This is a genomic window from Actinokineospora inagensis DSM 44258 (assembly GCF_000482865.1).
Taxonomy (GTDB): Bacteria; Actinomycetota; Actinomycetes; order Mycobacteriales; family Pseudonocardiaceae; genus Actinokineospora; species Actinokineospora inagensis.
The window spans coordinates 1-25,005 of the sequence record NZ_AXWW01000079.1; the positions used below are offsets into that span (position 1 = coordinate 1).

At 66.8% G+C, this 25,005-nt stretch carries 17 protein-coding genes and 2 CRISPR repeat arrays; of the genes, 3 read left to right on the forward strand and 14 right to left on the reverse strand.

Annotation, left to right across the window (positions count from 1 at the left end; translation table 11 throughout):
• Positions 1-247, forward strand: a 247-nt coding sequence (locus tag H504_RS42130) for a hypothetical protein (RefSeq protein ID WP_051386208.1), incomplete at its 5' end; no start/stop codon positions are given.
• 472 nt (positions 248-719) lie between these two features.
• On the opposite strand, the gene cas6e is transcribed toward H504_RS42130, so the two are convergent.
• The 12 genes from cas6e to H504_RS0124365 all read right to left on the reverse strand — a co-directional run bounded on the left by cas6e (position 720) and on the right by H504_RS0124365 (position 17,712).
• Positions 720-1,358 carry a type I-E CRISPR-associated protein Cas6/Cse3/CasE gene (gene cas6e / locus H504_RS0124315; protein ID WP_026424906.1) on the reverse strand — a complete coding sequence of 213 codons (639 nt, stop codon included), beginning with the start codon at positions 1,356-1,358 and terminating at the stop codon, positions 720-722.
• On the reverse strand, positions 1,358-2,065 hold the full coding sequence (cas5e, locus tag H504_RS0124320; RefSeq protein ID WP_026424907.1) for a type I-E CRISPR-associated protein Cas5/CasD: 708 nt from the start codon (positions 2,063-2,065) through the stop codon (positions 1,358-1,360). Before cas5e ends, cas6e begins: the two co-directional genes overlap by 1 nt.
• Complete coding sequence (cas7e, locus tag H504_RS0124325) at positions 2,062-3,210, reverse strand: type I-E CRISPR-associated protein Cas7/Cse4/CasC (protein ID WP_211239396.1); 1,149 nt, start codon at positions 3,208-3,210, stop codon at positions 2,062-2,064. Before cas7e ends, cas5e begins: the two co-directional genes overlap by 4 nt.
• An 8-nt stretch (positions 3,211-3,218) precedes the next feature.
• Entirely contained in the window at positions 3,219-3,857 is a 639-nt protein-coding gene (casB, locus tag H504_RS0124330) for a type I-E CRISPR-associated protein Cse2/CasB (RefSeq protein WP_026424909.1), read from the reverse strand.
• The gene (gene casA / locus H504_RS0124335; RefSeq protein ID WP_026424910.1) at positions 3,854-5,458 is read right to left on the reverse strand and encodes a type I-E CRISPR-associated protein Cse1/CasA; all 1,605 of its coding nucleotides are present in this window, start codon (positions 5,456-5,458) and stop codon (positions 3,854-3,856) included. Before casA ends, casB begins: the two co-directional genes overlap by 4 nt.
• Complete coding sequence (locus H504_RS36755; protein ID WP_035305841.1) at positions 5,445-8,207, reverse strand: CRISPR-associated helicase/endonuclease Cas3; 2,763 nt, start codon at positions 8,205-8,207, stop codon at positions 5,445-5,447. Before H504_RS36755 ends, casA begins: the two co-directional genes overlap by 14 nt.
• Positions 8,208-9,276: 1,069 nt before the next feature.
• A complete protein-coding gene (locus H504_RS0124345; RefSeq protein ID WP_245614442.1) occupies positions 9,277-10,149 on the reverse strand; it encodes a phosphotransferase family protein in 873 nt (290 codons plus the stop codon).
• A gap of 45 nt (positions 10,150-10,194) precedes the next feature.
• Positions 10,195-10,695, reverse strand: coding sequence for a glycine-rich domain-containing protein (locus H504_RS41595; RefSeq protein WP_245614440.1), 501 nt, complete (start codon positions 10,693-10,695; stop codon positions 10,195-10,197).
• A gap of 166 nt (positions 10,696-10,861) precedes the next feature.
• Positions 10,862-11,377: a CRISPR direct-repeat array (repeat unit 28 nt; unit sequence GGAACAGCCCCGCAGGCGCGGGGAGGAC).
• A gap of 137 nt (positions 11,378-11,514) precedes the next feature.
• On the reverse strand, positions 11,515-13,167 hold the full coding sequence (locus H504_RS0124350) for a glutamate--tRNA ligase (protein WP_026424912.1): 1,653 nt from the start codon (positions 13,165-13,167) through the stop codon (positions 11,515-11,517).
• A gap of 284 nt (positions 13,168-13,451) precedes the next feature.
• Positions 13,452-14,275: direct repeats of the CRISPR family, unit length 29 nt; unit sequence GTCCTCCCCGCGCACGCGGGGCTGTTCCC.
• 333 nt (positions 14,276-14,608) lie between these two features.
• Positions 14,609-15,418, reverse strand: coding sequence for a carbohydrate ABC transporter permease (locus H504_RS0124355; RefSeq protein WP_026424913.1), 810 nt, complete (start codon positions 15,416-15,418; stop codon positions 14,609-14,611).
• On the reverse strand, positions 15,415-16,365 hold the full coding sequence (locus H504_RS0124360; protein ID WP_051386209.1) for a carbohydrate ABC transporter permease: 951 nt from the start codon (positions 16,363-16,365) through the stop codon (positions 15,415-15,417). The genes H504_RS0124355 and H504_RS0124360 overlap by 4 nt, the downstream gene beginning before the upstream one ends.
• A 54-nt stretch (positions 16,366-16,419) precedes the next feature.
• Positions 16,420-17,712: an ABC transporter substrate-binding protein gene (locus H504_RS0124365; RefSeq protein ID WP_026424915.1), complete on the reverse strand. Its 1,293-nt coding sequence runs from the start codon at positions 17,710-17,712 to the stop codon at positions 16,420-16,422.
• Positions 17,713-18,703: 991 nt separating this feature from the next.
• Between H504_RS0124365 and H504_RS0124370 the strand changes: the two genes are divergently transcribed.
• A complete protein-coding gene (locus H504_RS0124370; protein WP_026424916.1) occupies positions 18,704-18,910 on the forward strand; it encodes a hypothetical protein in 207 nt (68 codons plus the stop codon).
• 294 nt (positions 18,911-19,204) lie between these two features.
• Here the strand turns inward: H504_RS0124370 and H504_RS0124375 are convergent, their stop codons facing one another.
• Together H504_RS0124375 and H504_RS0124380 are read right to left on the reverse strand one after the other, a co-directional pair.
• Positions 19,205-19,546: an anthrone oxygenase family protein gene (locus H504_RS0124375; RefSeq protein WP_245614441.1), complete on the reverse strand. Its 342-nt coding sequence runs from the start codon at positions 19,544-19,546 to the stop codon at positions 19,205-19,207.
• 710 nt (positions 19,547-20,256) lie between these two features.
• Positions 20,257-21,648: a M14 family zinc carboxypeptidase gene (locus H504_RS0124380; RefSeq protein WP_026424918.1), complete on the reverse strand. Its 1,392-nt coding sequence runs from the start codon at positions 21,646-21,648 to the stop codon at positions 20,257-20,259.
• Positions 21,649-22,048: 400 nt separating this feature from the next.
• On the opposite strand from H504_RS0124380, the gene H504_RS0124385 reads away from it, so the two are divergent.
• Positions 22,049-24,463 (forward strand): glycosyl hydrolase family 18 protein, encoded by a 2,415-nt coding sequence (locus H504_RS0124385; RefSeq protein ID WP_026424919.1) that lies wholly within the window; start codon positions 22,049-22,051, stop codon positions 24,461-24,463.
• Positions 24,464-25,005 lie beyond the last annotated feature (542 nt).

Below are 25,005 nucleotides of genomic sequence, written 5' to 3' on the forward strand. Positions count from 1 at the left end.
CGACCGCATGGTCGCCGACACGGCCCCCCGCCTCTTCGCCATCGCCCAGCAATACGGCACCACCTTCGACGGCGAGATCATCGCCTGGGGCCTCAAATTCCGCGGCCGCCGCCCCCGCTGCGAGATCGTCTCCCCCCACTACCCCCTCCGCATGAGCCTCGAAAAGCCCGAAACCGCCCTCCACCTCCTCTCCCTCAACCCCGACTTCACCCCCCACCTCATCTGGCACACCCCCCACCGCCGCTAACCCCCCCCCCCACCCACACCGCCCGCCCTACCCGCCCCAAGCGATATCCGCCGTGCCCACTCAGCCCGGCCCCGCATACGCGAGGACGACTGACTCTCAATCCACGACCGCCACCTCATCGGGGGACCAGCTCCGCCTGCGCGGGGACGACGACACCCTGCTGTGGTGCCAACCCGTGCATGCGGGACCAGCCCCGCCTGCGCGGGGACGACACTTGTTGACCTGCGGCGCTACCAACCGTAACAACGTTGCGCATTCACTTCGCCATCCCCCTCACCCCTGACGCGGCTTCCCATACCGACGCCGTCGAGACGCGTCGCTCCACCCAGTTGTAGGCAACCCTGAACCAGGATTCGGCCGAAGCATCAGGTGAACCCCTTCGTGGTCCACCGGCACCCAGTCATGCGAGTGCACCATCTCGGTCACGCCTTGCCACCCGAGCCCCCGCATCCGAGCCGCGATCCGCCCGACGTCAACGAGCCAGTGTCAGCAGCCCGCAGCCATACCCCTTGGCAGGCCCGATCCCGTGGGTTAGCGCCGCTCGCAGCGCTTCCGGGTCGGTGACCGTCAACCGTCCTTCGAATACCGCCGTCGCCAGCGTGACCATGCTGCCCTCGCGGTTGAACGTCCACGTCTTTCGGTCGCGCACAACCAGTGCGAGTTCCTCAAAGCTGAACCCGTGCCGTTCCGCCTGGCGGACGAACCAGTCCTGCTGGTGGGCAACCGTCACGTGACCGAGGCGCTTCGACCGCTCACCCGGCTTGAGGGCCTTGTTGCGCACCGGGTTCGCCGCCAGCCGGAACGCCCACGTCTCGCCCGCCGCGAGCCGTTCCAGCAGCGGCTGATACGGCAACGTCCGCCACGTGGTCTTGCCCTCCCAGCCCGCCTGCTCAACCAGCACGGTCGGGTCGGGGCTGTGCGGGCTGGCCAGGTAGAGCAGCGTCCGATCGTCCCGCTGGTCGACCCGCCACAGCACCCGCCCACCGGCGGTCGCGGCGCGTTCGTCGGCGGGAAAACAAGCCAGTACGGCGGCGTGCATCCGTTGCGGTGACGCCAACAGGTGTCGGGTGCCGCGCCGCTTCGGGTTGATCTCGATTTGGGTCAGGTACATCAGGTGTTCTCTCCGAGCAGGTCCATCGGCTCGTGCTGATCAGGGCCGGGCGTCCAGTCCGGGTTTTCGATCTCGTGGTAGCCGCGCAGCACCGACCGCCAGTCGTACCGGCGGTGGCCGGGGTCGAACGAGATCGGCTCGTCCCGCACCGACTCGCTGCCCAGTGTCTTGGGTGGACAGTCGTGGCTGATCATCAGTGACACGGTTGGCGTCGTGCAGGCGCTGCGCACCGCCGCTGAAGCCAGCCACGGAATTGTCTGCAGGGTCTGCAAGACGCCGCCGTCGTGCAGGCCGTGGTCGAGTTTCCCGGCGGGTGGACAGGACCGACGACCGAGGTAAACCGGGAACTTGGGTCGCCGCAACGATTCCCGAATACCAGCCAGCACACCGGGATCGCCCTCGATCGCCACGGCGAACACCGCGTCAGCCAGGTAGTACCGTTCCGACAACGGCATCGACTGGCTACCGTCACGGGTGCGGGCGGTCTGGAATTCCCGTTCGACCAACCCCGGTTGGTCCGCGCGCACCCCAATCCGCAACTCCCGGAGTTTCTCCAGTGGTGCGTCCCGTTCCAGGCCTTGGGCGGCGGCGAGCAGCCCGATGATCCCGCTCCGGCTCGGCTGCCGGTCGGTGAGGCGCCGGACCCACCGACTGCTCGTGCCCCACGACTGCAACGGTGCGGCAAGTCGCAGCACCAACGTGGTCACGGCGCGAGCCGTTCGTCGACCAGGTCGCCCAGACCACGCACCGCCCCGTCGATGCTCACCCGTTCGCCGATCCCGGCAAGCAGCCCGGCCCGCTCACCGACTCCGACCACCCACGCCGCAACCGGCGTCTCGTCGTAGGTTTCCTGCACCTCGGTGGCATACTTGGCAAGCCGGACAAGTGACGCGGCGATGCGGCCGCCCTCGTTGTCCCGCACCGCTTCTTCGAACGCGCCAACCAGGTTGATCGGCTGGGTCTCGCGCACGATGACCACCACCGCGTCCGGCAAGGTCCGGTTGGCGAAGGTGTTCTGCTTACCGGACGGCATGCTGGTCACGAACGCGCGGGTGAACGCCTCCACCGCCCGCCGGGTGGCCGCGAGGTCGCCCAGGTTGCCGTTCAGGCGGTCGACGTCGACACTCGCGAAGCGGTAGAGCGTGGAGGAGTTGAACTCCACCGTTCCGATCATGCCTGCGCCCGCGTCTTCTTTGTCGTCGTCACGCTTGCGGTCGTCAACGGCGGTGAAGTAGTCGTACTCGTTCGCCACCGCGTGCACGCTCAACGCATGCGCGACCTGGGCCGCCGCTTCCACGTTGAGATCGGTCGCATTGGCCACCATCCGCCCGAACAGCGACACGTCCACCGAGTGCGTCAGATCCGCGCGCGCTTTCGCGGCCGACGCATCGACCTTCACCGCGTCCTCGCCTGCGGCCCGCGCGCTCTCCACGGCCAGCACAGCCAGGTTCTCCACCTGGCGATAGCTCAGGAACAGCAGGAACTCCGACTCCTCCAACGCTTCTTTCTTTTCTGCCGCTTCCTTTTCCTTCTTGCGCGGCGTGACGACCTTGATGCTCGCCGCCTTGAGCGTCGCGGTGGCCAGCTCAACCGACCGGTCGGCCAGTTCCGGCGCGATTCGGGTGATCTCGTCGCGCAGCAGCTCCACCACCTGCTTGGTCCGCACCCCCAGGTCGGACTTGTCGAGCAGGTCCCGGAACGCGTCCCGGGTGGCGCGTTTCCAGGCCTGGCTGGACACCCTGGCCCGGACGACGCCGCCGTAAGTGGCAGTCTTCGGGCTGCCGGTGTCGTCGCGGTTGACGTTGCTCGGCGGGACGGTCTGCAGAACGTGGAGGTCGATGATCGTGCGCACGTGATTCCTCAGCTCGTGGTATTCGGTTCGTCTGGAGTGGACGCGGCTACGCGTCGCGGGAAGTAGAAGTCGCGGCCCCAACGCTGCCGGACCTGCGGTGCCCGGTCGTCTAGCTGCCACAGCAACAGGTCCAACGCCAGCCGTCCGTAGTCCAGCCGCACGCGCTCCGCACGCAACAGTTGCACCATGCCGCGCAGGTGGTGGCTCAGTTCGGCGTAACTGTCCGCCGTCCCCAACCTGGCGAACCTGCGCACGATCGCGTTGTCGGCCTTCAGGATGGCGTCTTTCGGTATCAGTTCACGGATGGACCGCCCAAGGGTCCACTCTGGATAGTGCATCCCCGTGCGCTGGGACTGTTGGTGCACGGCGTAGAGCGTCATCGCGGTGTGCGCGGCATGCTCGGCCTTGCTCGGCTCGTCCCGGTTCCATTCCCGGATGAACTCTTCGTGCGTGGTGTAGTCGAGGATGTCGAGCACACTGCCGGTCGGCTTCCCCACTCCTCGGCGCAGCTTGGCCAGTGCCGCCACACTCTCGGCACGGTCATCGAGGTAGCCGCGCTGCAACTGGCTCACCCGCTTGGCGACGATCGCGGCGATGCCGAGTGGCTTCTCAGCCTTGGGCGCGCTCGCCGACTGACTGGTGGTCATGACGTCCCTTCCGGTGCCGGAGGATCTTGCCGCAGGCGGGGGAGTGCCTTGTCCAGCGCCATGTCGAACCACCTTCGGGCATGTGTCGAGGTGATCAGCCGGTCGTTGATGGTAGTGCCAACCCAGGCCCGCATTGGGCTGGCTTTGAACAGGGAATCGGCCAGTGTCCTTGCGACCGCGCGTGCGATGTGTTGCCAGGCAACAGCTTCCTCCGCCGGGTCGCTGCTCGGCCCCAGGGCTGCCAGCCAGGTACGAAACTTGGGGTCGAGGGCCGCGTAGGTGGACTCCGCACCGCGTTTGCGCGGCCCATCCGGCTCACGTGATCCGGCAGCAGTGGCCAGGTCTTGGGCGAACTTGCCGACGGCGGCGGCAGTGTCCTCAGCCGCCGCGATGGACTCCTTCACCGTCCTGTGCAACTCGATCGCGTCCTGGGCCAACAGCACCGCTCGAATGTTCAGCCTGTCGTCCACGACCTCGCTGATCACCGACTGGTTGGAGCCGTAGCTGATCCCCGTGGTGCGCAGCGCGATGGGGTGGTCCACGGGCAACGACCTGTTGTAAATCGCTCGCTGCAACCATTCCACGCCACGAGACGCCATTCGGTTCCGTGTGGACTCGGTTTTGGCTTCCGGCAGCATGGATTGCAGGCCGCGCCAGGTGCTTCGTTCCGGGTTGTGCTGCAACGGCATGTACACCAGCCCGTCCCGCCGCTTCTTCTCCTGGGCCTCGCTGCGCCGCCACCCGGTGTGCACCTCGTAGATGTGCTTGTTTTGCGGACCAAGCTTGTCGCCATTGCAGATCAGCACGCCGGTGATCCAGTCGCCGTCCCGGTGCAACCTGATCCGCCTGCTCTGCCAGGTGAACAGGTCGACCGGCCCGGTCGGCGGCCGTTCGCCCCACTCGGGGTCGAGCTGGTCCCGTTCCCACGGCGGCGGATCGTCCTCGGTCAGTTCCAGCAACGTCCGAGGGACCAGGTTCAGCACAAGGGTTTCCCGGAGCGTGCTGCCTTCCGCCAGTATGCCACCGAGGTTGCCAGACCAGCCGACGCCGATCGGGTAACCCTTGCCGTTCTTGGCGAGGGGGTCGCCGACCGCGCCGGACTTGATGCCGGACGGGTCGTAGGCGTGGCAGTGCACCAGCCAACGCGCCGCCTCAGCGGGGGAGAGCCGGAGCCTGCCGCCGATCCGGTTGGTGAAGAACGGCTGTCCATTGGGGACGTCAGCGATCAACTTGCTGAGGTCGGACATCTCGCCCTTGGCCGTGTGCAGGCCTGCGACCTGGAAGAACGGGGTGTCCGGGTGGAACAGGTCCCAGCGGTCCCGGTACTTGTCGAGATAGGACGTGACGTCCGGCAGGGTTTCGGCGTTCCACAGGTCGTCCCAGTCGTCCTCGTCGCGCGGGCCGTCCGTCGCGCGGTGCAGTACCGCCAGCAGCAGCCGGGTCAGCGCGAACACCTGGGTGGGTACGTCGCCCACGAGGTTGAGGATCTGGTGGGCCTCGGCCAGCGCGGTGCGCACCGAGACGTCCCGGACCACGCCGTCATCCCACCTGACGCTGATCCAGTCCTCGTCGAGCAGGTTGAACGGGTCAGACTTGCTCATGCCGCAGTCCACGATCCTTGTCGTACGTGAGTCGGAATCCACACACCTGGGCGAAGCGCTCGTTGTCGAGGACGAGAACGAGTTGCCCGCGTAGGGGCCAGGTTGGGTTGTCTTGGAGCGGGAGCTGCTGTTTCAGATCGGCGATGACCGCGTCGATGATTCCGTTGTGGCTCAGCGCTCGGGGAAAGCGGAGTGAACAGGCCAGGATCGTTCGGGTCAGGTGCCACGGCAGTTCACCCGTCGTCGGGATCAGCTCGCCGCCGCCCTCCGCGATCCAGTCCGGTGTGCGCAGGTTGCCTTGCGCGTCCCGCTGGACCACCAGCACCTCAAGCGAAGGCGATCCGTCCCGCACCCGCGCCGATCCGATCGTGGCCCCCTTCGCCGTGTCATCCTCGGCCTCGCCCGCGTCGAACTCCAGCCATCCCACCAAGCTCTTGTTCGACACCTCGGGGACCAGGTACGTCTTCGCCGCTTGCGTTCGATCCCTGGCTTTCTGCTCGGCTTCGCGCTCGGCGGCGACCATCGCTTCCCGCCACGGCAACGGACCGAGTTCGTCCGGCCCGTAGGCTCTCTGCACGAGTCGGGCGATGTCGTGGGGGAGTGCGATCTTGTCCTGCTCGCCCTTGTCCTGCTCGACCAGCAGCGCCGCTGCCCGCAGGAGTTGGTGGTCCAGATACACCTTGCGGGAACCTGCGTCGGCCTGAGGAGGCGTGCTCGTCCAATCGACCCCGGTAACCGCGCAGTGCGCCGGTTTTGTCCTATCCGGACGATCGTGCCGGTGTAGCCGCCCAAGCCTCTGCAAGATCAGGTCGATCGGCGCGAGATCGGTCACCATCACGTCGAAGTCGATGTCCAGTGACTGCTCGACCACCTGCGACGCAACGACTATGTGCTTCGTAGGTCGGTCGGTGCTTTGCCCTGGCGGGCCGAACAGGCGCAGCAACTCCCGGTCGTTGCCGGCTCGATCACAGGCGAGGAAGCGTGCGTGGTTGACACTGACTTGCTCGGCCCCGAACTTCTCGATCAGCTTGTCGGCGGTTTCTTGAACCCGTTTGACCGTGTTGCGCACTACGACCGCGCAGCCGCCGTCGGTGAGGTGTTCGGTCAGGTAGCCGACGAGCCTGTCCAGGTCGTCCGGAATGCGATCGATGGTGACCTTTGTGGACGTCTTTGGCAGCGGCAGCACACGCGGTTTTATGCCGTGCGAGCCTGAGATGACCGGATAGCCAGGGTGTTCGGCGTCCCGCTCAGGTCTGACACCTCGCCCGCTCTCGTACGCCGCGATCAGCCTCCGTCGCCGGACGTCGGGCAAGGTCGCCGAGAGCAACACCACCGGCACCCGATAGGCGCCAAGCCAGTGCAGTACCCGGTCGAGGTACTGCGACATATAGACGTCGTAGGCGTGCACCTCGTCGATGACAACGACCTTGCCCGCCAACATCAGGTGCCGCAGCATGAGGTGTCGGGACTTCAACCCGGCGAACAAGACCTGGTCGATGGTCCCGACCACGAAGTCCGCCAGCCCGGACTTCTTCCGACCCTGCAACCAGTCGTGCACAGTGACCGCGTCGTCCGCGCCGACGTAGTTGAACCGCCCCCGAGCCAGGCCGGTGTACTCGTCGTTCAGATGCGCCTTGCCGTGTGCGAGGGAGACGGTCGCGCCGCCGGGCAGATTCCTGAGCCAGGAATGCACCCGGGAGAACATCGCATCGGTGGTCGCTTGTGTTGGCAGCGCGATGAAACACCCGTTCGCCCCCGATGAGTGCGCCAAGACCTCCGCCGCCAGGAGCGCCGCCTCAGTCTTGCCCGACCCCATCGGCGCTTCCACAACGAGCAACCCCGGCCCGCCCAGCTCCACCGCCGCTTCCACGGTAGCCCGCTGCACGTCACGCATGCCCGTACGCCCAAACCTCCGGGTGAAGGTGTCCTCCGGATCGCCTGGCACCGGCGCGATCCACCGCCCCGGCAGGCCGAGCCGCTCCCACCCGTCCCGCAACCTCGCCGCGGTCCTGCCGTCGTCGACCGCGTCTGGTTCCCGCAAGGTGGAGATCGCCCGCAACGGGAAGAAGTCCGAGTTGGACGCGATCCAGTCCGCGAGGATCACGACGGCAGTCGCCAGCGCCAAAGCCGGTGTCGTCAGCCGAAACCCGCTCAGCTCGGCAACCCGCTCCCGCCCCCCGACCCGTTCCGCCGCCCGATCCAGAATGGCCTTCCGCGCCTGTTCCCACTCACCCGTCCCGCGGTACTCCACCTGTTCCTGCACCACCCGCGCCTGCCCGAACCCCGGCGTCACCCCGTGATGCGACCCCACCACCGACGCCCACTGCTCCGCGACGGTTCGGAAGTGAAAACCCAGCCCCGCCAACCACTCCTGCACCGCCACGTGCCCCACAAGCGCATGGTTCACCTGCCGCTGCATCGGCGTGCGATCTATCCACGCCGGACTCCCCAGCCCAACCTCCCGCATCCGACCCGCGAGAACCGGAACCTGAACGGCAAACGCAGGACTGGCCTTCCCCACATCGTGCACAGCCGCACACCACGCAACCAGCAGCCGCGCCCGCTCCACACTCCCCCCAAGATCCTCGGCGATCCGCTTCAGCACGGGAGTGGGAACCCAGTGCCTCATCAAGGCCTCGGAAATACCATGAGTGTCGTCAAGGTGCTGGTGCAACGGCAGCCACTCGGCCACCGCGCACCTCGCGTCGTCCAGAACGGACTTCCCCCAGACAGCCAGCCAACTCTCCATCCAGCAAGCTGCTCCTCTTACTCGTGTTCGATGCCCTGCGTATCGTCGCCGCCGCCCCCGCGTTGCACCAACGGCCCAGACTCATCCGATCGGCCCAATGCCGCCAGCGTCTGCAGGCGACTTACCCAGCAATTCTGCCGTGCGCCTGGCAACACGCATGCGTGTGGTGAGTGATTGGCACGTAGTTGTCGAGACACTGTCAAGCCGTCCCGGGACGCGTGCATGTCGCTCGACACCGAGCCGCGTGGTCGGGCGACTGCCCGACCACGCGTCAGCCCCTAAGACAATGGGTGCCTAGCGTTTAGACAAAACGTGCCTAGCGTTCGCTGCCACCGACCAGAAGGTCGCCGATGCCCCAGCGATCGCGAGAGCCACGCCGCCTGCCACGGCCAGGCCAGTTGGCCTCGCCTGGCTTAGCGGAGCCCACATCAACAGGGCATGGCCAACGATCGTGGCACACGACGTCACAACCGCCGAACTGATGACGATCCACATTCGTATCGTGTACTTACTTGATTCCCCAGGTCTTATTGCGCTAGCATTCACGTGTCTTCCTCCGAAGATTTCTTGATTGACCGTGAGGGTGACTCGCGCAGGCGGCTTCCTTGCCGGGGTCCGCCTGCGCTCACTCATCTCGACACCAAGATCATGTCACGGGGTCGCGCCGCCGCGCAAGGGGTATGAGCCTGATCCGGTTCGCCTGGATGTAGATAGCCCTGTCGGGCGACGTCGCATGATGTTCGTCCGGTCGTACGTTCAGCGGTCCACCGGCATGGGCTAGAGCGTTGCGTGGCCTGGATGTTCTCTCAGGCCACGCAACTGCTGCACTGACGCCCCGCGTGTGCGGGGACAACATGTACTCCTGTTCCCAGCCACGGCTCGTACCCGGGATCAGCCCCGCGTGCGCGGGGACGGCGAAGATCGCCGAATGCATAGTAGATGGCGAGGACTACTGCCCCTGACGTGGCCACATGCCATCTGCCTGGCCTCAATGGACGCCTTGCCCTGTCGGTGGCTGCGGGGAACAGGCCTGCGTTCCTGGGCCGTGGAGTGGACAGACTCCAAGCTGTCATCCCGCTGCGTTTGGGGCCTGGGCGCGGCGCTCGATGCGCCAGGTCGCCCATTGCCGGGCGACCCTGGCGCCGTGGGGCGAGCCCGATCTGGTGATGGCGAAGTGCGTCCAGAGGCCACCGGTGTAGGCCGCGAACGCGTCCACGATGTCGGGGTCGAGGTCGCGGAACATCTGGAGGCCCCGTCCCCATGCTTCCGCTTCGGCAGGACGGTGGCCCGCCTCGATCAGGCGTAGCACGATCAGGGTGGTGTCGACCCAGGGCGCGCCCACGCCCGGATACCCCCAGTCGATGACGCGGACTTGGGAGTCTGGGGTGAGCAGGATCTGATCGCCGTGCAGGTCGGTGTGGACGAGTCGGTCGCCGCTGACCAGGTGTGGCACGTCGGCGCCGATTCGCGTCATCTGCTCGATGTCGTATCCCGCCACGTCAGCGGGGGAGTTCTCGGCGCATCGGTGCCACCAGTCCGTCGGTGCCCATCGGGCGCTGAGTGGCCAGATCCCGGTCGGGGCCGGGATGGCCGCGATGCGCTCCAGGGTCGCTCCGACTACGTCGAGGTCAGGTGAGCCGGGGGACAGGTCGACGGCACGCCCGCCGACGTACTCCATGCCGACTACCAGCCACGGCTGATCGTCAACAGCATCCTCCGCCGCGATGTCCTCGTGGAACAACACGGCCGGCGCAAGCCCACGGGCAGCCGCGTTGCCGACGATCTCATTGCGCAACCACCGCATCTGCCGACGAACACCGCGCACCGCCTTGACGAACACCCGCTCACCCCCGGCAGAGGTAACCACCACCGCGAGATCCGAGTTGCCACCGACCGTGATATCAACGACGGAGGTGACAGACCCGAGGCGCGCAGTCACCATCTCGCACACAGCCTTCGGCGCCTCAGCCCACCTCATTCGAGTTTCCTAACTGCCGGGCGGCTTTCTGCGCGTATCGGAATTCTCGTTTCCGTCCTCACCGCCACTGCGGCATCCGCCCTCTTCATGACAGGACGTACAGGTGCCTTGTCGCAGCCACAGTGGTGGGTCGACCGCGAACCCAGCCGCGCTGATCGCCTCGATGGTACGTGCTACCGCTCCTGACGACGTGGAACCGTCCTGCGTGGCGGCGCGATCGTCATCCGGTACGTGGTGGACGAATCGCCCGACCCGATCATAGAGATCCGCGTAGTCCTTGGTGCGCAAGACAAGCTGGTGCCAGGCCAGGTCGACCAGGGGACTCGGCACTAGCCCCTCACGAGGTTGACCTGCGGCAGCGGCCACAAACGCGAGCGCTTGATCGACGATCCTATCCGCGAAACCGGCGACCTCCGGATGGTCAGCGGCCACACGCTTGGCCACGCGGTCGAACAGATCAGGGTCGATGAGGTCGCGGCCTCTGCGGAGCCGAGCGGAGACAGCGGTCATGGACATGGCCTCCTCGCTGGGTGGACACGCCCCTGAACGATATCCAGAGTCCGCGTCGCCACCAGTGGTCAACCGGGTGATCCGATCACAGCCGTCGCCTGCGGGGACGACACCCCAAGGACTGGACACACCGGGTGCATCTGACGAGAACAGCCCCGCAGGTCGTGGAACAGCCCCGCAGGCGCGCGGAGGACCACCGACCGGGCTCGGCAGGGGCGGACGACATGGGAACAGCCCCCGCAGGCGCGGGGAGGACGGAGACCAAGTCGCCTGGCATCCTCACGTGCAGGGAACAGCCCCGCAGGCGCGGGGAGGACCTTGCCGATGGGGGTCCGGGCCATCACGCGGCCGGAACAGCCCCGCAGGCGCGGGGAGGACTCACTGTTCACTCGAAAGGGTTACGCGCGATAGGGAACAGCCCCGCAGGCGCGGGGAGGACATGATCGTTTGTCGGCAAGCCCGTGAGCGGCGGGAACAGCCCCGCAGGCGCGGGGAGGACGGATCGGCGGCCAGGCGACCCCAGCCGGGCAGCGGAACAGCCCCGCAGGCGCGGGGAGGACGATGCTTCCCAGACTGGAGAACGCGGGCAGGAGGGAACAGCCCCGCAGGCGCGGGGAGGACACCCATGGGATGGGCGGAGAAGAAACACGACGGGGAACAGCCCCGCAGGCGCGGGGAGGACGCTTCTTGACCTGGGGGTTTAGAGCGGGCACCGCCGATTCTCATTCACTTCTGCCGCCCGGCTCCACGCCCGTACACGATCCCACACCCCGCTGACACCCGACCGAACCAGCGAGTCGTCTGCCGGTCGATCACCGGTCAGCTCGCCAAGGCGCGCAACCGGCGCAAGACCTCATCCGGCCCGAGCGCCTGGGTGATGGCGTGCAGGTCGGGGCTGCGCGTCGACCCTGTCAATGCGACGCGCACCAACTGCGAGGCTTCTCGGATCGAGCCTGGGTAGGCATCTGGGTTCTTCTTGAAGTCCTTCGGGCTCGGCGCGAATCCCAGTTTGGTGGCCAGCTCGCGGATCTGGTTGAACCATTCCGGTTGGTCGTCGAGTTGCTGGTAGCTCTCGGCGAAGTCGCCGGCGAAGGTGGTGGCCACCTCGGGGGTGAGGCCGACGGGGGTGAGGCGGTCGTCGTCGGGGCCGGTGAGGGGGGTGAACAGTTGCGGGAAGAAGAAGCCGTAGGCGCCGCGGAAGTCGGACCATTTGCGGAGGTCCTTGCGCGGGTTGTCGACCCCCTCGCGTTCGACGGAGATGGCGCGGAGGGCGAGGTCGCGTTCGGCGTCGAGGACGGAGGCGAGTTCGTGGTCGTATTGCGTTGCCCAGGTGTGGACCGCGTCGTAGACCTCGGTGCTGCTCAACGTTGCGATGTGGTCGGCGCTGATGTCTTCGAGTTTGACCAGGTCGACAAGGGGGCCCGCGACGCCGCACTGGTCCAGGTGGATGGGGGCGGCGAGGGCCTCGTCCAGGGGGACCTCGGCGAGGCGGCCGTTGGCGAGGCCGCGCAGGTAGTACAGGATGGCGCGGGCCGGGTAGCCCGCCTCGATGTAGAAGTCGACGCCGGCCTCGACGTCCTTGCGCTTGGACAATTTGCGTTTGCCGCCGGGGATTTGCTTCATCAACGGTGCGATGTGCGCGTACGTGATCGGCTCGAAGTCCAGCGCGGCGAACAGTTGCTGGTGCAGCGGCACCGACGAGATCCACTCCTCGGCGCGGATCACCAGGTTGACCCGCATCAGGTGGTCGTCGACCGCGTGCGCGAAGTGGTACGTCGGCAGCCGCAGCGCCGTGTCCGACGACTTCAGGATCACCGTGTCGTTCCGGTTCGCCTCGTGCTCCAGCTCGCCCCGGATCGCGTCGGTGAACCGCACCCGCTGCCCGACCGCGTCGTCCGGCACCCGGAACCGCACCACGTACGGCGCGCCGTCGGCCAGCTTCGCGGCGACGTCGGCGGGGTCGGCGTCGCGCCAGATGGCCCACTTGCCGTAGTAGCCGGTGGGGAGCTTGGTCGCCTGCTGCCGCGCGGAGATGTCGGCCAGCTCGTCCTTGGTCGCGAAGCACAGGTACGCCTTGCCCTGGCGCAGCAGGTGCCGCACGTACGTCAGGTAGATCGACTCACGCTGCGACTGGTGGTACGGCCCGTAATCCCCCCGGTCATCCCCCTCGTCCGGGTGAAGATCGAAGTACTCGAACGCGCGCGCGAACTGCGCCAACGCCCCCTCAACCTCCCGCGCCTGGTCTGTGTCCTCCACCCGCACGAGGTACACCCCACCCGACCGGGTCGACACCTCCCGATTGATCATCGCCGCGTAGATGCCGCCGATGTGCACGAACCCGGTCGGTGAGGGACCAAACCGGGTGACCTTCGCCCCGTCGTCCAGTTGCCTGGCCGGGTAGCGCCGCTCCCAGTGCTCGGGTTCGGGCAGGTCAGCGGGGAACAGGGCATCGATGACCGCGCGGTCCAGCATGGGTGGTCCGTCTCACTTCCGGGGATGTGCCGACAACCGAACCAGGCTAGCAATGGTCCCGAATCCTCTCCCCGGCAACGACCCCGACCTGCCGAGGATGGGTGACCTGGGTCACTCTGCCCCCTTCTGATGGCTGGGGCGCGCCTACCGCAAGGGTCTATGGCGAAGTCTCGAGGGTCCGACTGGCAATCGTGGGGTGTGGGATCATGGACAGCATGTGGCTCTGGGCGGCAGAAGTGAATGAAAATCGGCCCTGGTCGCTCTAAACGTGCAGGTCAAGAAGTGTCCTCCCCGCGCACGCGGGGCTGTTCCCGTCGACCCCGGGGGGTCGGACTACCTGCTGACGTCCTCCCCGCGCACGCGGGGCTGTTCCCTGCTGCAGCGCCTCGCCCCAGTAGTCGGCTTTGTCCTCCCCGCGCACGCGGGGCTGTTCCCTCCTCGACGACGCCGCCCGCATGCGCGGACGCGTCCTCCCCGCGCACGCGGGGCTGTTCCCTGCCGCGCCATGACGGCGGCGGCCTGGACCTGGGTCCTCCCCGCGCACGCGGGGCTGTTCCACCGCCGCGGCGGCGCCGCAATCCGAGCTGTATGTCCTCCCCGCGCACGCGGGGCTGTTCCCATGGCGAAATCGGCGTCGGCGTTGTCGAAAGTGTCCTCCCCGCGCACGCGGGGCTGTTCCCACCGCAGTCACCCAAGCCGCCGCCGAAGGCTGGTCCTCCCCGCGCACGCGGGGCTGTTCCCGCCTGGTGCGAACGAGTGGCCGGTGAACACGGGTCCTCCCCGCGCACGCGGGGCTGTTCCCTTCTACGTCGGCGGCTACGACCTGTCCGGCGACGTCCTCCCCGCGCACGCGGGGCTGTTCCCCACGCCGGGATGGCCGTGTTCCTCACGGGGCAGTCCTCCCCGCGCACGCGGGGCTGTTCCGGCCAGGACGGCGGGGTCGGTCCATTCGGCCAAGTCCTCCCCGCGCACGCGGGGCTGTTCCCGGCCGCGTATACCGGATGACCAGCGGCACGTGGTCCTCCCCGCGCACGCGGGGCTGTTCCCCGGACCCGTCGACACCCGGCTAATGCCCGGCCGTCCTCCCCGCGCACGCGGGGCTGTTCCCGCGTCCGCCTACGTCCTCACCACCAGCAGCACGTCCTCCCCGCGCGCGGGGCTGTTCCGGCCACGCGGCCGATGACGCGAGCATGGGAGAAGTCCTCCCCGCGCATTGCGGGGCTGTGTCAGTGCGACGATGTGCGGCATGAAGGCACGGGTGTTTTCCCCGCGTTGCGGGGCTGTTCTCCACTGGCCTGGGTGACTGGGGCCTGAAGCGGGGGCACACAAGTGGGCTGAATGGTGGTCGGTATCGCTCGCATTCGTGCTGAGGCGGGCGATGGCGACTTCAATCAGTTCCGTGCACATAGATACCCGTGGCTTGCGGTCGCTCGTGCTCGGTCTACTTGACGCCGCCTGCGGTGAGGCCGGTGACGATTCGGCGTTGGAAGAGGAGGACTAGGATGACGAGGGGGATGGTGACGATTACGCCTGCGGCCATTTGGGTGCCGAAGGGGGAGTCGAATGTGGTGGTTCCGGTGAATTGGCTGGTGATCACCGGTGCTGTCTTCAGTGTGTTGTCGTTTACTACTGACAGGGCGATGATGAACTCGTTCCATGCCGCGATGAAGGTGATGATCGCGGTGGTGAACACGCCCGGTGCGGCCAGTGGGAGAATGACTCGGCGGAAGGCGCCGGTGGGGGTGCAGCCGTCGATTTGGGCGGCTTCTTCCAATTCGGAGGGCATCTGGCGGAAGAACGCGGTCAGGTTCCACACCGCCAGAGGGAGTACGCCGCCGATGTTGGGGACGATCATGGCTTGGTAGGTGTTGATCCAGCCGATTTGGGAGAACAACTGGAGCAGCGGGACCAGTAGTGAGATCCCGGGAAACATGCTTGTCGCGATGATCAGTGCCAGTACCACGCCTTTGCCGCGGAACTCCAAGCGGGCCAAGGCATATGCGGTGAAGGTGGCGAATATCAGTACCAGCACTGTCGTCGTCCCGGCCACGATGAAGCTGTTCAGCAGGGACCGTAGGAAACCGTTGTGGGCGGCGAAAGCCGCGCGGTAGGACTCCAGTGACAGCGGATCGGGCAGTGGGCCGGAGTCGAAGATGTCGTTGGTGCGCCGCAGGCTTGACACGAGCATCCAGTAGAACGGTGCCAGGCAGTACACCACGATCGCGCCGATGCCGAGGTAGCGGGCCCTCATCGCGATCTCCCGAAAACGTCCGCGCCGAGCAGTCGCACGAAAACGAAAGCCACCAAAGCCACGTAAATGAACAATACGACCGCGTATGCCGATGCTGGGCCATATTTCCCGAACTTCACCGCTTCTTCAAAGGCCAGCACCGTCACCGTGTCGGTGGCGTTCTTGCCCGGCCCGATCAACGTGTACGGCAGGTCGAACATGCGCAGGGTGTCCAAAACCCGGAACAGCACCGCCACCAGTAGTGTCGGTTTCACCAGCGGAAGCGTGATCGAGAAGAATGTGCGCCATGGTCCCGCGCCGTCGAGGCGGGCTGCTTCGTAGATTTCCGAGGAGATCACCTGCAACCCGGCCAGCACCAGCAAACCGATGAACGGCGCCGTTTTCCACGTGTCCGCGATGACGACGGCGAACCAGGCCTGCGCCCCGTCGGTCGTCCACAGCACCGGCGGGCCGGGCAGCAGGTCGTTGGCGACCCCGTCGGCCTGGAAGATCCACCGCCAGAGCAGGCCCGCGATCGCGGTCGGCACCGCCCACGGCACCAGGATCGCCGCCCGCACCAGTGCTCGGCCGCGGAACGCGCGGTGCATCACCAAGGCCATCAGCACACCGATGACGACCTCGATCGACACGGCGACAACGGTGAACGACGTCGTATTTCCCAGCGCGTTGAGGAATCGGCTCGCGGTGTCGCCGGTGAACATGTCGGTGAAGTTGTCGAGCCCGACGAAACGGTCGCCTGCCAGCCGAAGTCCGGTTTCCGGGTCGATTCCGTCGTTTCGCTGGAATAGTGAAAGCCGGATGGCGGACAGGATGGGGTAGGCGACCACCAGCCCCAGCACCAACAACGTGGGGGAAACCAGCAGGGCCGCCAACCGACCGGTGCCGCTGCGGCGGCCGCCCGCGGCGGGTCTGACCGGGTCCGGTTCGACCGGGGCGAGCGTGACCACGACACACCTCCGGGAAAGCGGGGGCGGGGCTGGGGACCCCGCCGCCCGCCGGGTTCACTTGGTCAGGGTTTCCAATTTGCCCTGCAGCGATTGCAGGGCCTGGTCGACCGGCGTCGCCCCGCTCATCGCGGCGTAGGCGGCGTCCTGGATCGCCTGCGAGACCTCCTGGTACTTGACCACCGCGGGTCGTTTCCTGGCGTTCTCGATACTCTTCTTCAACACCGTGAGGTACGGGAACTTCGCCACCAGCGCCTGGTCGTCGTAAAGCCCGGCCCAGGTGGGCGCCTGCGAGGTCTTTTCCAGGTTCTTGCGCTGCTGGTCCTCGCTCGCGGAGTACTTGATGAACTCCAGCGCCGTCTTCTTGTTCTTGGTGAAAGCGCTGATCGCGTAGTTGTGGCCGCCCAGCGAGGAAGCGCCGGGGCCATCCAGACCTGGGAGCGGGGCCACGGCGAACTTGCCTGCCACCGTCGACGAACCGTCGGTCGCGCTGGCTTTCGCGTACTGGTACGGCCACTGGCGGTGGAACAGCAATTCCCCGGCCTGGAACGCGCGCCTGCCCTCTTCTTCCTTGAAGGTGCGGGCCTTTTGCGGGATCTCACCGGATTTCACACCGTCGACCAGGAATTGCAAGCCCTTGCGCGCGCCATCGGTGTTGAGGGTCGGTTTGCCGTCGTCGCCGACGACGCTGCCACCGGCGGAGTTGACCGCCTCACTGAAGTTGACGGTGAGGCCCTCGTATTTCTCGAACTGCCCGGCGTAGCAGGAAACCCCGGGATTCGACGGCAGCACCTTGGCGCAGTCCTGGGCCATCTCCGCCCACGTTGTCGGCGGTTTCAGCCCGGCGGCGTCCAACAGGTCCTTGCGGTAGTAGAGCAGGCCGCCGTCGGAGGTGATCGGGACGGCGTAGAGGTGCTTGAAATACTTCCCGGTCTCGACGGTCTCGGGCAGCAGCTTGTCCAGCGGGAACTCCGCGTCCGGCAGTTGCGTGATCCACTGGTTCGCCGCGAACTCGGCCGTCCACACGACATCCAGGTTGAGCACGCCGTAGGTGGCGGACCCGGTCTGCGCGTTCTGCACCATCTGCTGGCGCTGCGCGTCGGCGTCCTCCGGCAGCTCGATCACGGTCACCTTCTGGTCCGGGTGCGCCGAGTTCCACTCGTCGACCTGGTTCTGCAGGTTGCCCGAGGTGTCCTTGCCGGTGACCAGGCTGATCGGTCCGACGCCGTCGAGCGCCGCCGGTCCCGGCGGGGCCGCTCCGCCGCCGGAATCGGAACCGCACGCGGCGACGCCGAAGACCAGCGCGGCGGCGAGAACCGCGCGCGGGACGGTGAGCCGGGACGAGACCACAGTGCCTCCTGGAAAGCGTTGCGGGACCGGGAATCCGGTGCCACGGCGGGCGTGGTGCCACCACACAGTTCTCGCATCCGGGGACCTGGGAAATGCACAAGTGCACGTCGTTACCGGTTCGTTACCGATCTTTACGGCATCCGGATGACGGCTTTCGGCAATTCCGCGAACGTCCTGGCGTTCTCCTGCACGGTGCGGCACTCTGGACGGCCGCCTCGCGCGAGACCCTTATCGACCCGGTCGAATACGGGTTGCCCGACCTGTTTCAGGGGTTGACGATCCACCGTCGATCGCGCCCCGGAATCGTGTCCACTTGAACAGACGATATTTGCCAACCGCCTCGTCCGGAGCGGGTCGAACGCTCAGGCCGTGCGGCGGTTTGTTGGCACGGTCGGTTGCCTGCCCGACAAGGGGGAGCGCTCCACCGCCGAGCAGTGCGACCGGCCGACGGTCGGGGTGTCAGTGGTTTGAGTTACCACGTGCGCGGCACCGAGCGACCTCGGCCGAGGCCGACCGTCGGGTTCGCGATGCGGCTACAGGTGTAGACCTGTGGTCACTCTGTGAAACCAACTGTGATCGGTTGTGATGACTGAGCCCTGCTCACCACTGGTTCGAGTCTGGCGGACTCGCTGAGCTGCGGGTACCGTTCGCGACTTCCTTAGCGGCTGTGTCCGCGCCCGCCGCCGGATCGACGATCGGATCCGACGTTCCAAACCTGAACGTTGACCTCAGCTAACATATCGTCCATGTAATGGTCACATGCTATGGTTTTGCGGCTTGAAAAATGCTCCTGCAAGTTGCACTTTTGGGTTTATAAATCCGCCGCGTGATACCCCGTTCGGCCGTGTTATGCCGGTAGGTGGGCCAATGCCGACACGGGGTTGCGAAAAAGATCGGGTGAGTTCACCCGATCGTGATCACGTCGTGGCGTTCGGGTGGCATTCTGGCTGCATGACCGCCACTGGGCGGTACCTCGAGGGGGGTGGGGGATATGCGCGAGAACGTCTTCTCGGACACCGACTGCGTGCGTTCGGTAAGCGACCCGGTCATTGTCGACCACGATGACGCCGCCGAGGCTCTGCTCCGCATCTTCCTCGCGAATGCCGACGCCAATGACCACGATGCCAATGACTATCTGGTGGTCGAGTTCTGCCGCCGCTCCCGCGACTCCCACCCCGTCCCCACCAACGGCCACTAAGCCCCCGCCGCACGTCCGGCAGCTCCCCGTCACGGCCCGGCGAGCACCCCGCGAGCACACGCGAGATCCACTCGCCAAGCGGCTGGCCACCTGACACCCCAGGTCAACGCCCCTGTAGCGGCTGGCGCACCCCACCAACCAGCGCCCCCGCAAGCCCTCCCGCCAAGGAAGCGGCCGCAGGCTCGCTCCGGATCAACCCACTTGGTTCGCTCGGCGGCTTCCGCAGGCGCGGCCCGCCGGTCAAGATCGACACCAGTGCGGGGAGCGCGCGGTTGGTCGCCCCCCGCTCGTGGGTCACCCGACCACGAACGCCACGGCCGCTCCTGTCGAGGCAGCCGTTCGAACGTGGTTCCACGCCGTCCACCGCCGCAGGTAGCCGACCCAGTACTCGGCCGCCTCGGCGGTGCCCGGCGGGAGCGCTTCCAATTCCCGGTTCCACGGCACGTTCCGCACCCCCGTCACCCCCCAAACCCCCACCACGTAGAGCCCCGCCCCCACCCACAACACCCAGGACCCCCCAACCGCAGCAGCCACCACCCCCACAACCCCAGTCCCCACGAACAGCGGAATGAACACCGGGTTCACGATCACCTGATTGATCGCCCGCATCACCGCCACCCCCTGCACGGCAGGCACCCGCCCCAACCCAGGCATCACCGCAACCGAGAAACTGAGGAAAACTCCCCCCATCACCCCACTCGCCACCGCAGCGACAACCCGAACAGCGTCCACGATGGACACCCTATCGTTTTCGTCCCCACCCGTAGAAACCAGCCCACACCCCTGCCGCACAACCGAGTGCCAACCGAACCTGCTCGGTCGGTCAACCGCACCACGCTGGCTCCGCCGCCCGCCAAACCGCGGGCGCCAAGCCCATTGGTTACATACCGATGTGAGGGCCGACAGGCCCGAGCGAGCACGCTCGGTCGGTCGGTCAACTGAACCACGCTGGTTCCGCCGCCCGCCGCACCGTGGGGGTCTGGGGGGTCGCCCCCCAGAGACAACACCGGACGACCCGGTCCACGCTCTCTGTGGACAAGGGGTACCCAGAGTCTGGCCGTGCCCCTGCACGACACGGCCAGACTGGGCGCTCGGGTCACAGCGAGGGCGCGGACCCGGGAACGCGTTCCGCGCGGTCAGGCGCCTGCACGCGGGAACGGGTACACCGTAGCGGGTGGCCCCCCGGGCGTGTCCACCGATTGGGTTAACTGCACCGGGTGAGTTCGCGAGGACCGGGCGCGTGAGGGTGCGCCCGGTCCTCGCCGGTGCTCCCGCGGTCCGGCGCAGGCATCGCCGCCGCGGGAGTGGGGGTGCCGCCGCCCCTGCCTCGATCTGGCGCCCCCGGGTCATGGGCTCGAGTACGGTCGGGCTGTTTTGGTGCCCGCGTAGGTGAGCATGGATTTGACTTTGGGCCAGAACACGCTGGTTTGGCAGGAGTAGGGCGGGGTGAAGCCGGCGCAGCCGCCCGCGGAGCCGCCGATTTCCCAGGCGAAACCTGCGACGCCGAGGTCGTCGTAGACCCAGTCGTCGGTGGAGCCGCCCGCGTTGTAGAGGATTTCGCCGGGTTGTCCGTATTGCCAGCCGCCTGCCAGGGCGGCCATTTGGCGGGCGATCGCGCGCAGGCTGGTGTCGTTGCCCGATTTCACCGATGAGTTGTAGCCCCAGGGGAACAGCACCATGTTCGAGTAGCTGTGCATGCTGATGACCATGCCGGTGGTGTCCGCGGGCGCTGGCGTGGACGGCCCGGTGTCGCGGCGGTCGCGGTAGAGGGTGCGCCAGAGGCCTTGCAGGGCCCGCACCTCGACCTCGGAGTTCGAGTTCGGGCCGCGGAAGGTCTCGGCGCACGCTTGCGGGGTGCTGCCGATGCCCCAACCGGTGTTGGTGTTGCGGTTGAGGTCGACGCCGACCTGGCTGCTGCCACCGGTGGTGCCGCAACTGGTGCCGTTCGCGGTGTCGGCGTTCTTGCGCTGCAGGTACGGGCGGTTGCCGCCGCGTTGCACGATGTCGACGCCGTCGGGGTTGGCGATCGGCACGACCCACACCTCTGTCGTGTCGAGCAGCTTGGTGACCTGGGGGTCCGTGCCGTAGTTGTCGACGAGGTGGTCGATCCAGCGGTAGGCGATGTCGCCGGTGGTGATCTCGCGGGCGTGCAGTTGGCCAAGCACGAACAGCCGGGGTTTGGGCGCGTTCGGGTTGAGCGCGCAGTCGCCCGGGGTGCGTTTGGTGATGCAGATGGCTTTGAGGTCGTAGCCGCCGGTGCCACGGGTTTTGCGCCAGGAGTCGCCGTAGTCGATCACGACGGCGAGGTCGCTGTGGGTGTTCGCGACGAGGTCCATGTGCGCGTATTGCGCGTTGACCGTGCGGTACCCGCCGAAGTAGGTCTCCTCGGCGACCGCGGCGTCGAGGACCGGGGCCTGGCCCGCGCGCAGCGGGTTGGTCCACCGCACCGGCGGCAGCTCCTGCTCGACGCTGATCCGGTATCCGTTGGCCTGCAACCGGTTGCCGACGACGGACTTGCCCATCACGAAGAGGTCGTCGCCCTTGCGGTCTTCCAACACGTCGAATCCGGCGCGCAGCAAGGCGTTCGCGTTCGCCGCGGCCCCGTCGACGCGGTAGACGTACGTGGGCGACGGCTGGGGCTGTGCGGTCGGGGCGGCCTCGGCGCCCTGGTAGGTGCCTGCCAGGGCGGTCGCGGTGGCCACGGTGACCGCCAGTGTGCAGCGTCGTGCGAACGACACGGCGCGCACCTCCTCGCGTCGGTGGCGGCCCAGCACCCCGGTGGCCGGTGCCGGTCGGGGCCGCGCTGCGGCTCGCACGCCGCCGTGGTGCACAGCGCGCGATCGGATCTCACTGAGCGTGCCGTACTCCGATCGCCGCGCACCCATCCCAACAATGCATAGCGGAGGGCTATGTCGCTTCTGGGAAAGTGGGATCACCTCGACTTGATCGTCCTGATAGGACGGTCCGGCGACCGGGTTCGCCGGCGATTCACGCGATGATCGGATGTCCGGTGAGTGAAGTCCGTGGGAACTGGGAAGGAAATAATTGGTCTAGACCGGTTGAGTTAGCTGGTTTAGACCACTTACGCTCATGCACAACCCTGCATCCCTGCACCACGTGTCCCCCAGGAGGTGAAGCGTGAGCAGAAAGAGCCTCCCCCTGTTTCTCTTGCTGGCTCTGCTCTCCGGTATCACCGTCGCGGTCGCCGCGACCTCGGGCAACTCCGCTGCCGCCGCCGACCAGTCCGACTGTCGTCCCGACGGTTTGGCGACCACGGCGAACCTCGCGGTGCCCTACTGTTCGGCCTACGACACCGACGGCCGCGAGAAGATGGGCTCCGACCATCAGCGCCGGGTCATCGGGTACTTCACCAGTTGGCGTGATGGCAAGAACGGCCAGCCCGCCTACCTGGCCAGTAACATCCCGTGGGACAAGATCACCCACATCAACTACGCGTTCGCCCACATCGACGGGCAGGGCAAGGTCTCGGTCGGCGACCCGACCGCGGACAACCCCTCGATCGGCGAGGAGTGGCCCGGCGTCGCGGGCGCCGAGATGGACCCGACCCTGCCGTACAAGGGCGAGTTCAACCTGCTGACCAAGTTCAAGAAGCAGCACCCGAACGTCAAGACGCTGATCTCCATCGGCGGCTGGGCGGAGACCGGCGGTTACCTCGGCGCGGACGGCAAGCGCGTGGCCGACGGCGGCTTCTACACCATGACCGACACCCAGGCGAAGATCAACACGTTCGCCGACTCGACGGTGGACTTCATCCGCAAGTACGGGTTCAACGGCGCCGACATCGACTACGAGTACGCCACGTCGATGAACAACTCCGGCAACCCGGACGACTTCAACTTCTCCAACCCGCGCCGGGCCCAGTTGATGGCCAACTTCGTCACGCTGATCAAGACCGTGCGGGCGAAGCTGGACGCGGCCAGTGCCGCGGACAACAAGTACTACATGCTCTCGGTCGCCGCGCCGTCCTCCGGCTACATGCTGCGCGGCATGGAGACGTACCAGATCACGCAGTACCTGGACTACGTCAACATGATGACCTACGACCTGCACGGCTCCTGGAACAACTTCGTCGGCCCGAACGCGGCGCTCTACGACGACGGCAAGGACGCCGAGCTCAACTTCTGGCAGTACTACACCACCCAGCAGTACGGCCAACTCGGCTACCTCAACAGCGACTGGGCGTACCACTACTTCCGCGGCGCGATGGGCGCGGGCCGGATCAACCTCGGCATCCCGTACTACACGCGGGGCTGGAAGGACGTTTCCGGTGGTACCAACGGACTTTGGGGTCAGGCGGCACTACCCGACCAGACGAAGTGTCCGGCGGGCACCGGCGGTACGGTCGGCTCCAAGGTCCCCTGCGGCAACGGCGCGATTGGTGCCGACAACCTGTGGCACGACCTCGACGCCAACGGCAAGGAAGTCGCCTCCGGCTCGAACCCGTTGTGGCACGCCAAGAACCTGCAGGACGGCAAGATCGGCGACTACGCCGCGTCCTACGGCCTCGACCCGGCCAACGACCCGGACGACAAGGTCACCGGCACCTACAGCCCGCAGTACGACAACACCCTGGTCGCGCCGTGGCTGTGGAACTCCACCAAGAAGGTGTTCCTCTCCACGGAGAACGAGCAGTCGATCGGCACCAAGGCCCAGTACGTGGTCGACCACGGCCTCGGCGGTGTGATGATCTGGGAGCTGGCCGGTGACTACGCCTACGACAACTCCAAGCAGGAGTGGTACATGGGCGACACGCTGACCTCGCTGCTCTACGACAAGTTCAAGGCGAGCTCCCCGTACGGCGCGTCCAAGGCGAAGATCACCATGCCGACCGACACGCTCGACGTGAAGTTCACCCTCGGCAAGTTCCCGGTCGGCGACGCGAACTACCCGATCACGCCGACGGCCACCATCACCAACAACTCCGCGGTCAGCCTGCCCGGCGGCACCGAGATCCAGTTCGACTACGGGACCTCGGCACCACCGACCATCGCGCAGCAGTCCGGCTGGAGCCTGTCGGTGGTCTCGACCGGGCACACCGGCAACAACGTGGGTGGCCTCAAGGGTGACCTGCACCGGTTCTCGCTGAAGGTACCGTCGTACCAGACCCTGGCCCCCGGCCAGAGCGCCCAGGTACAACTGTCCTACTACCTGCCGATCACAACCCCGTCGAACATCACCATCACCTTCGGCGGCAAGTCCTACACGGCAGCGCAGGAATACCTCCACGGCACCGGCGGTACCACCCCGACAACCACCACCACAACCACGACGATCCCGCCGAACTCCTCTACCACCACCACCCCGCCGACCTCGTCGACGACCACGACCACCAAGACCACCACCACAACCACCACGACGACAACCAAGCCATCCACCTGCGCAGCAGCCGCTTGGAACGCGACAACGGTGTACACCGGCGGTCAAACGGTGTCGTACAACGGCCACCAGTACAAGGCCAAGTGGTGGACCCAGGGCGACCAGCCCGACAAGAGCGGCCAATGGGGCGTGTGGCAGGACCTCGGAGCCTGCTAGAACCCTTGCCCCACAAGTGAAGTAACCCCCGCAAGACCACGCGGGACGACCGCCGGTGACCCGGCCCGGCGGTCGGCCCGCGGTCCACCCGGACCGGCCCTGGGAAACCCTGCCCCAGGGCCGGTCTTCTTTCACGCCCACCCCCACCCCCCACCACCAGTCGGTCTCACCGCACCGGTAACAAACGTGGACGAGCCCACACCCGCACCGCGCGCCTCAACCCCACCCACATCGACAAGACCGCCAGCCCATCCCTCGCGCCTCAAAACAACCGGCCCCATCGACGAAGCGCCACCCCCACCCCACGCGCCCCAAGAAAGCCAGCCCCGATCGACGAAGCGCCACCCCCACACCGCACGCCCCAAAAAAAGGCCCACCCATATCGACGAAGCCCACCAACCTGCACCGCGCGCCTCGAAACCCGCCGACACCAACTGCCCGTTGTGGTGAAGTTGTTTTGTTTGGGGGGAGCGGTAGCCTAAGCTGGCGGGCGGGTAAGGCCACGCTTTCCAGTGGCCCCGCCTTTTAGCCTTACCCAGGCT

Bases quoted from the DNA above. Each gene is read 5' to 3' on its own strand.
- H504_RS41595 (WP_245614440.1), bottom strand. From the start codon at position 10,695: ATGACCGCTGTCTCCGCTCGGCTCCGCAGAGGCCGCGACCTCATCGAC.
- casA (WP_026424910.1), bottom strand. From the start codon at position 5,458: ATGAGCAAGTCTGACCCGTTCAACCTGCTCGACGAGGACTGGATCAGC.
- H504_RS0124370 (WP_026424916.1), top strand. From the start codon at position 18,704: ATGCGCGAGAACGTCTTCTCGGACACCGACTGCGTGCGTTCGGTAAGC.
- H504_RS36755 (WP_035305841.1), bottom strand. From the start codon at position 8,207: ATGGAGAGTTGGCTGGCTGTCTGGGGGAAGTCCGTTCTGGACGACGCG.
- H504_RS0124350 (WP_026424912.1), bottom strand. From the start codon at position 13,167: ATGCTGGACCGCGCGGTCATCGATGCCCTGTTCCCCGCTGACCTGCCC.
- cas6e (WP_026424906.1), bottom strand. From the start codon at position 1,358: ATGTACCTGACCCAAATCGAGATCAACCCGAAGCGGCGCGGCACCCGA.
- H504_RS0124345 (WP_245614442.1), bottom strand. From the start codon at position 10,149: ATGGTGACTGCGCGCCTCGGGTCTGTCACCTCCGTCGTTGATATCACG.
- casB (WP_026424909.1), bottom strand. From the start codon at position 3,857: ATGACCACCAGTCAGTCGGCGAGCGCGCCCAAGGCTGAGAAGCCACTC.
- H504_RS0124355 (WP_026424913.1), bottom strand. From the start codon at position 15,418: ATGAGGGCCCGCTACCTCGGCATCGGCGCGATCGTGGTGTACTGCCTG.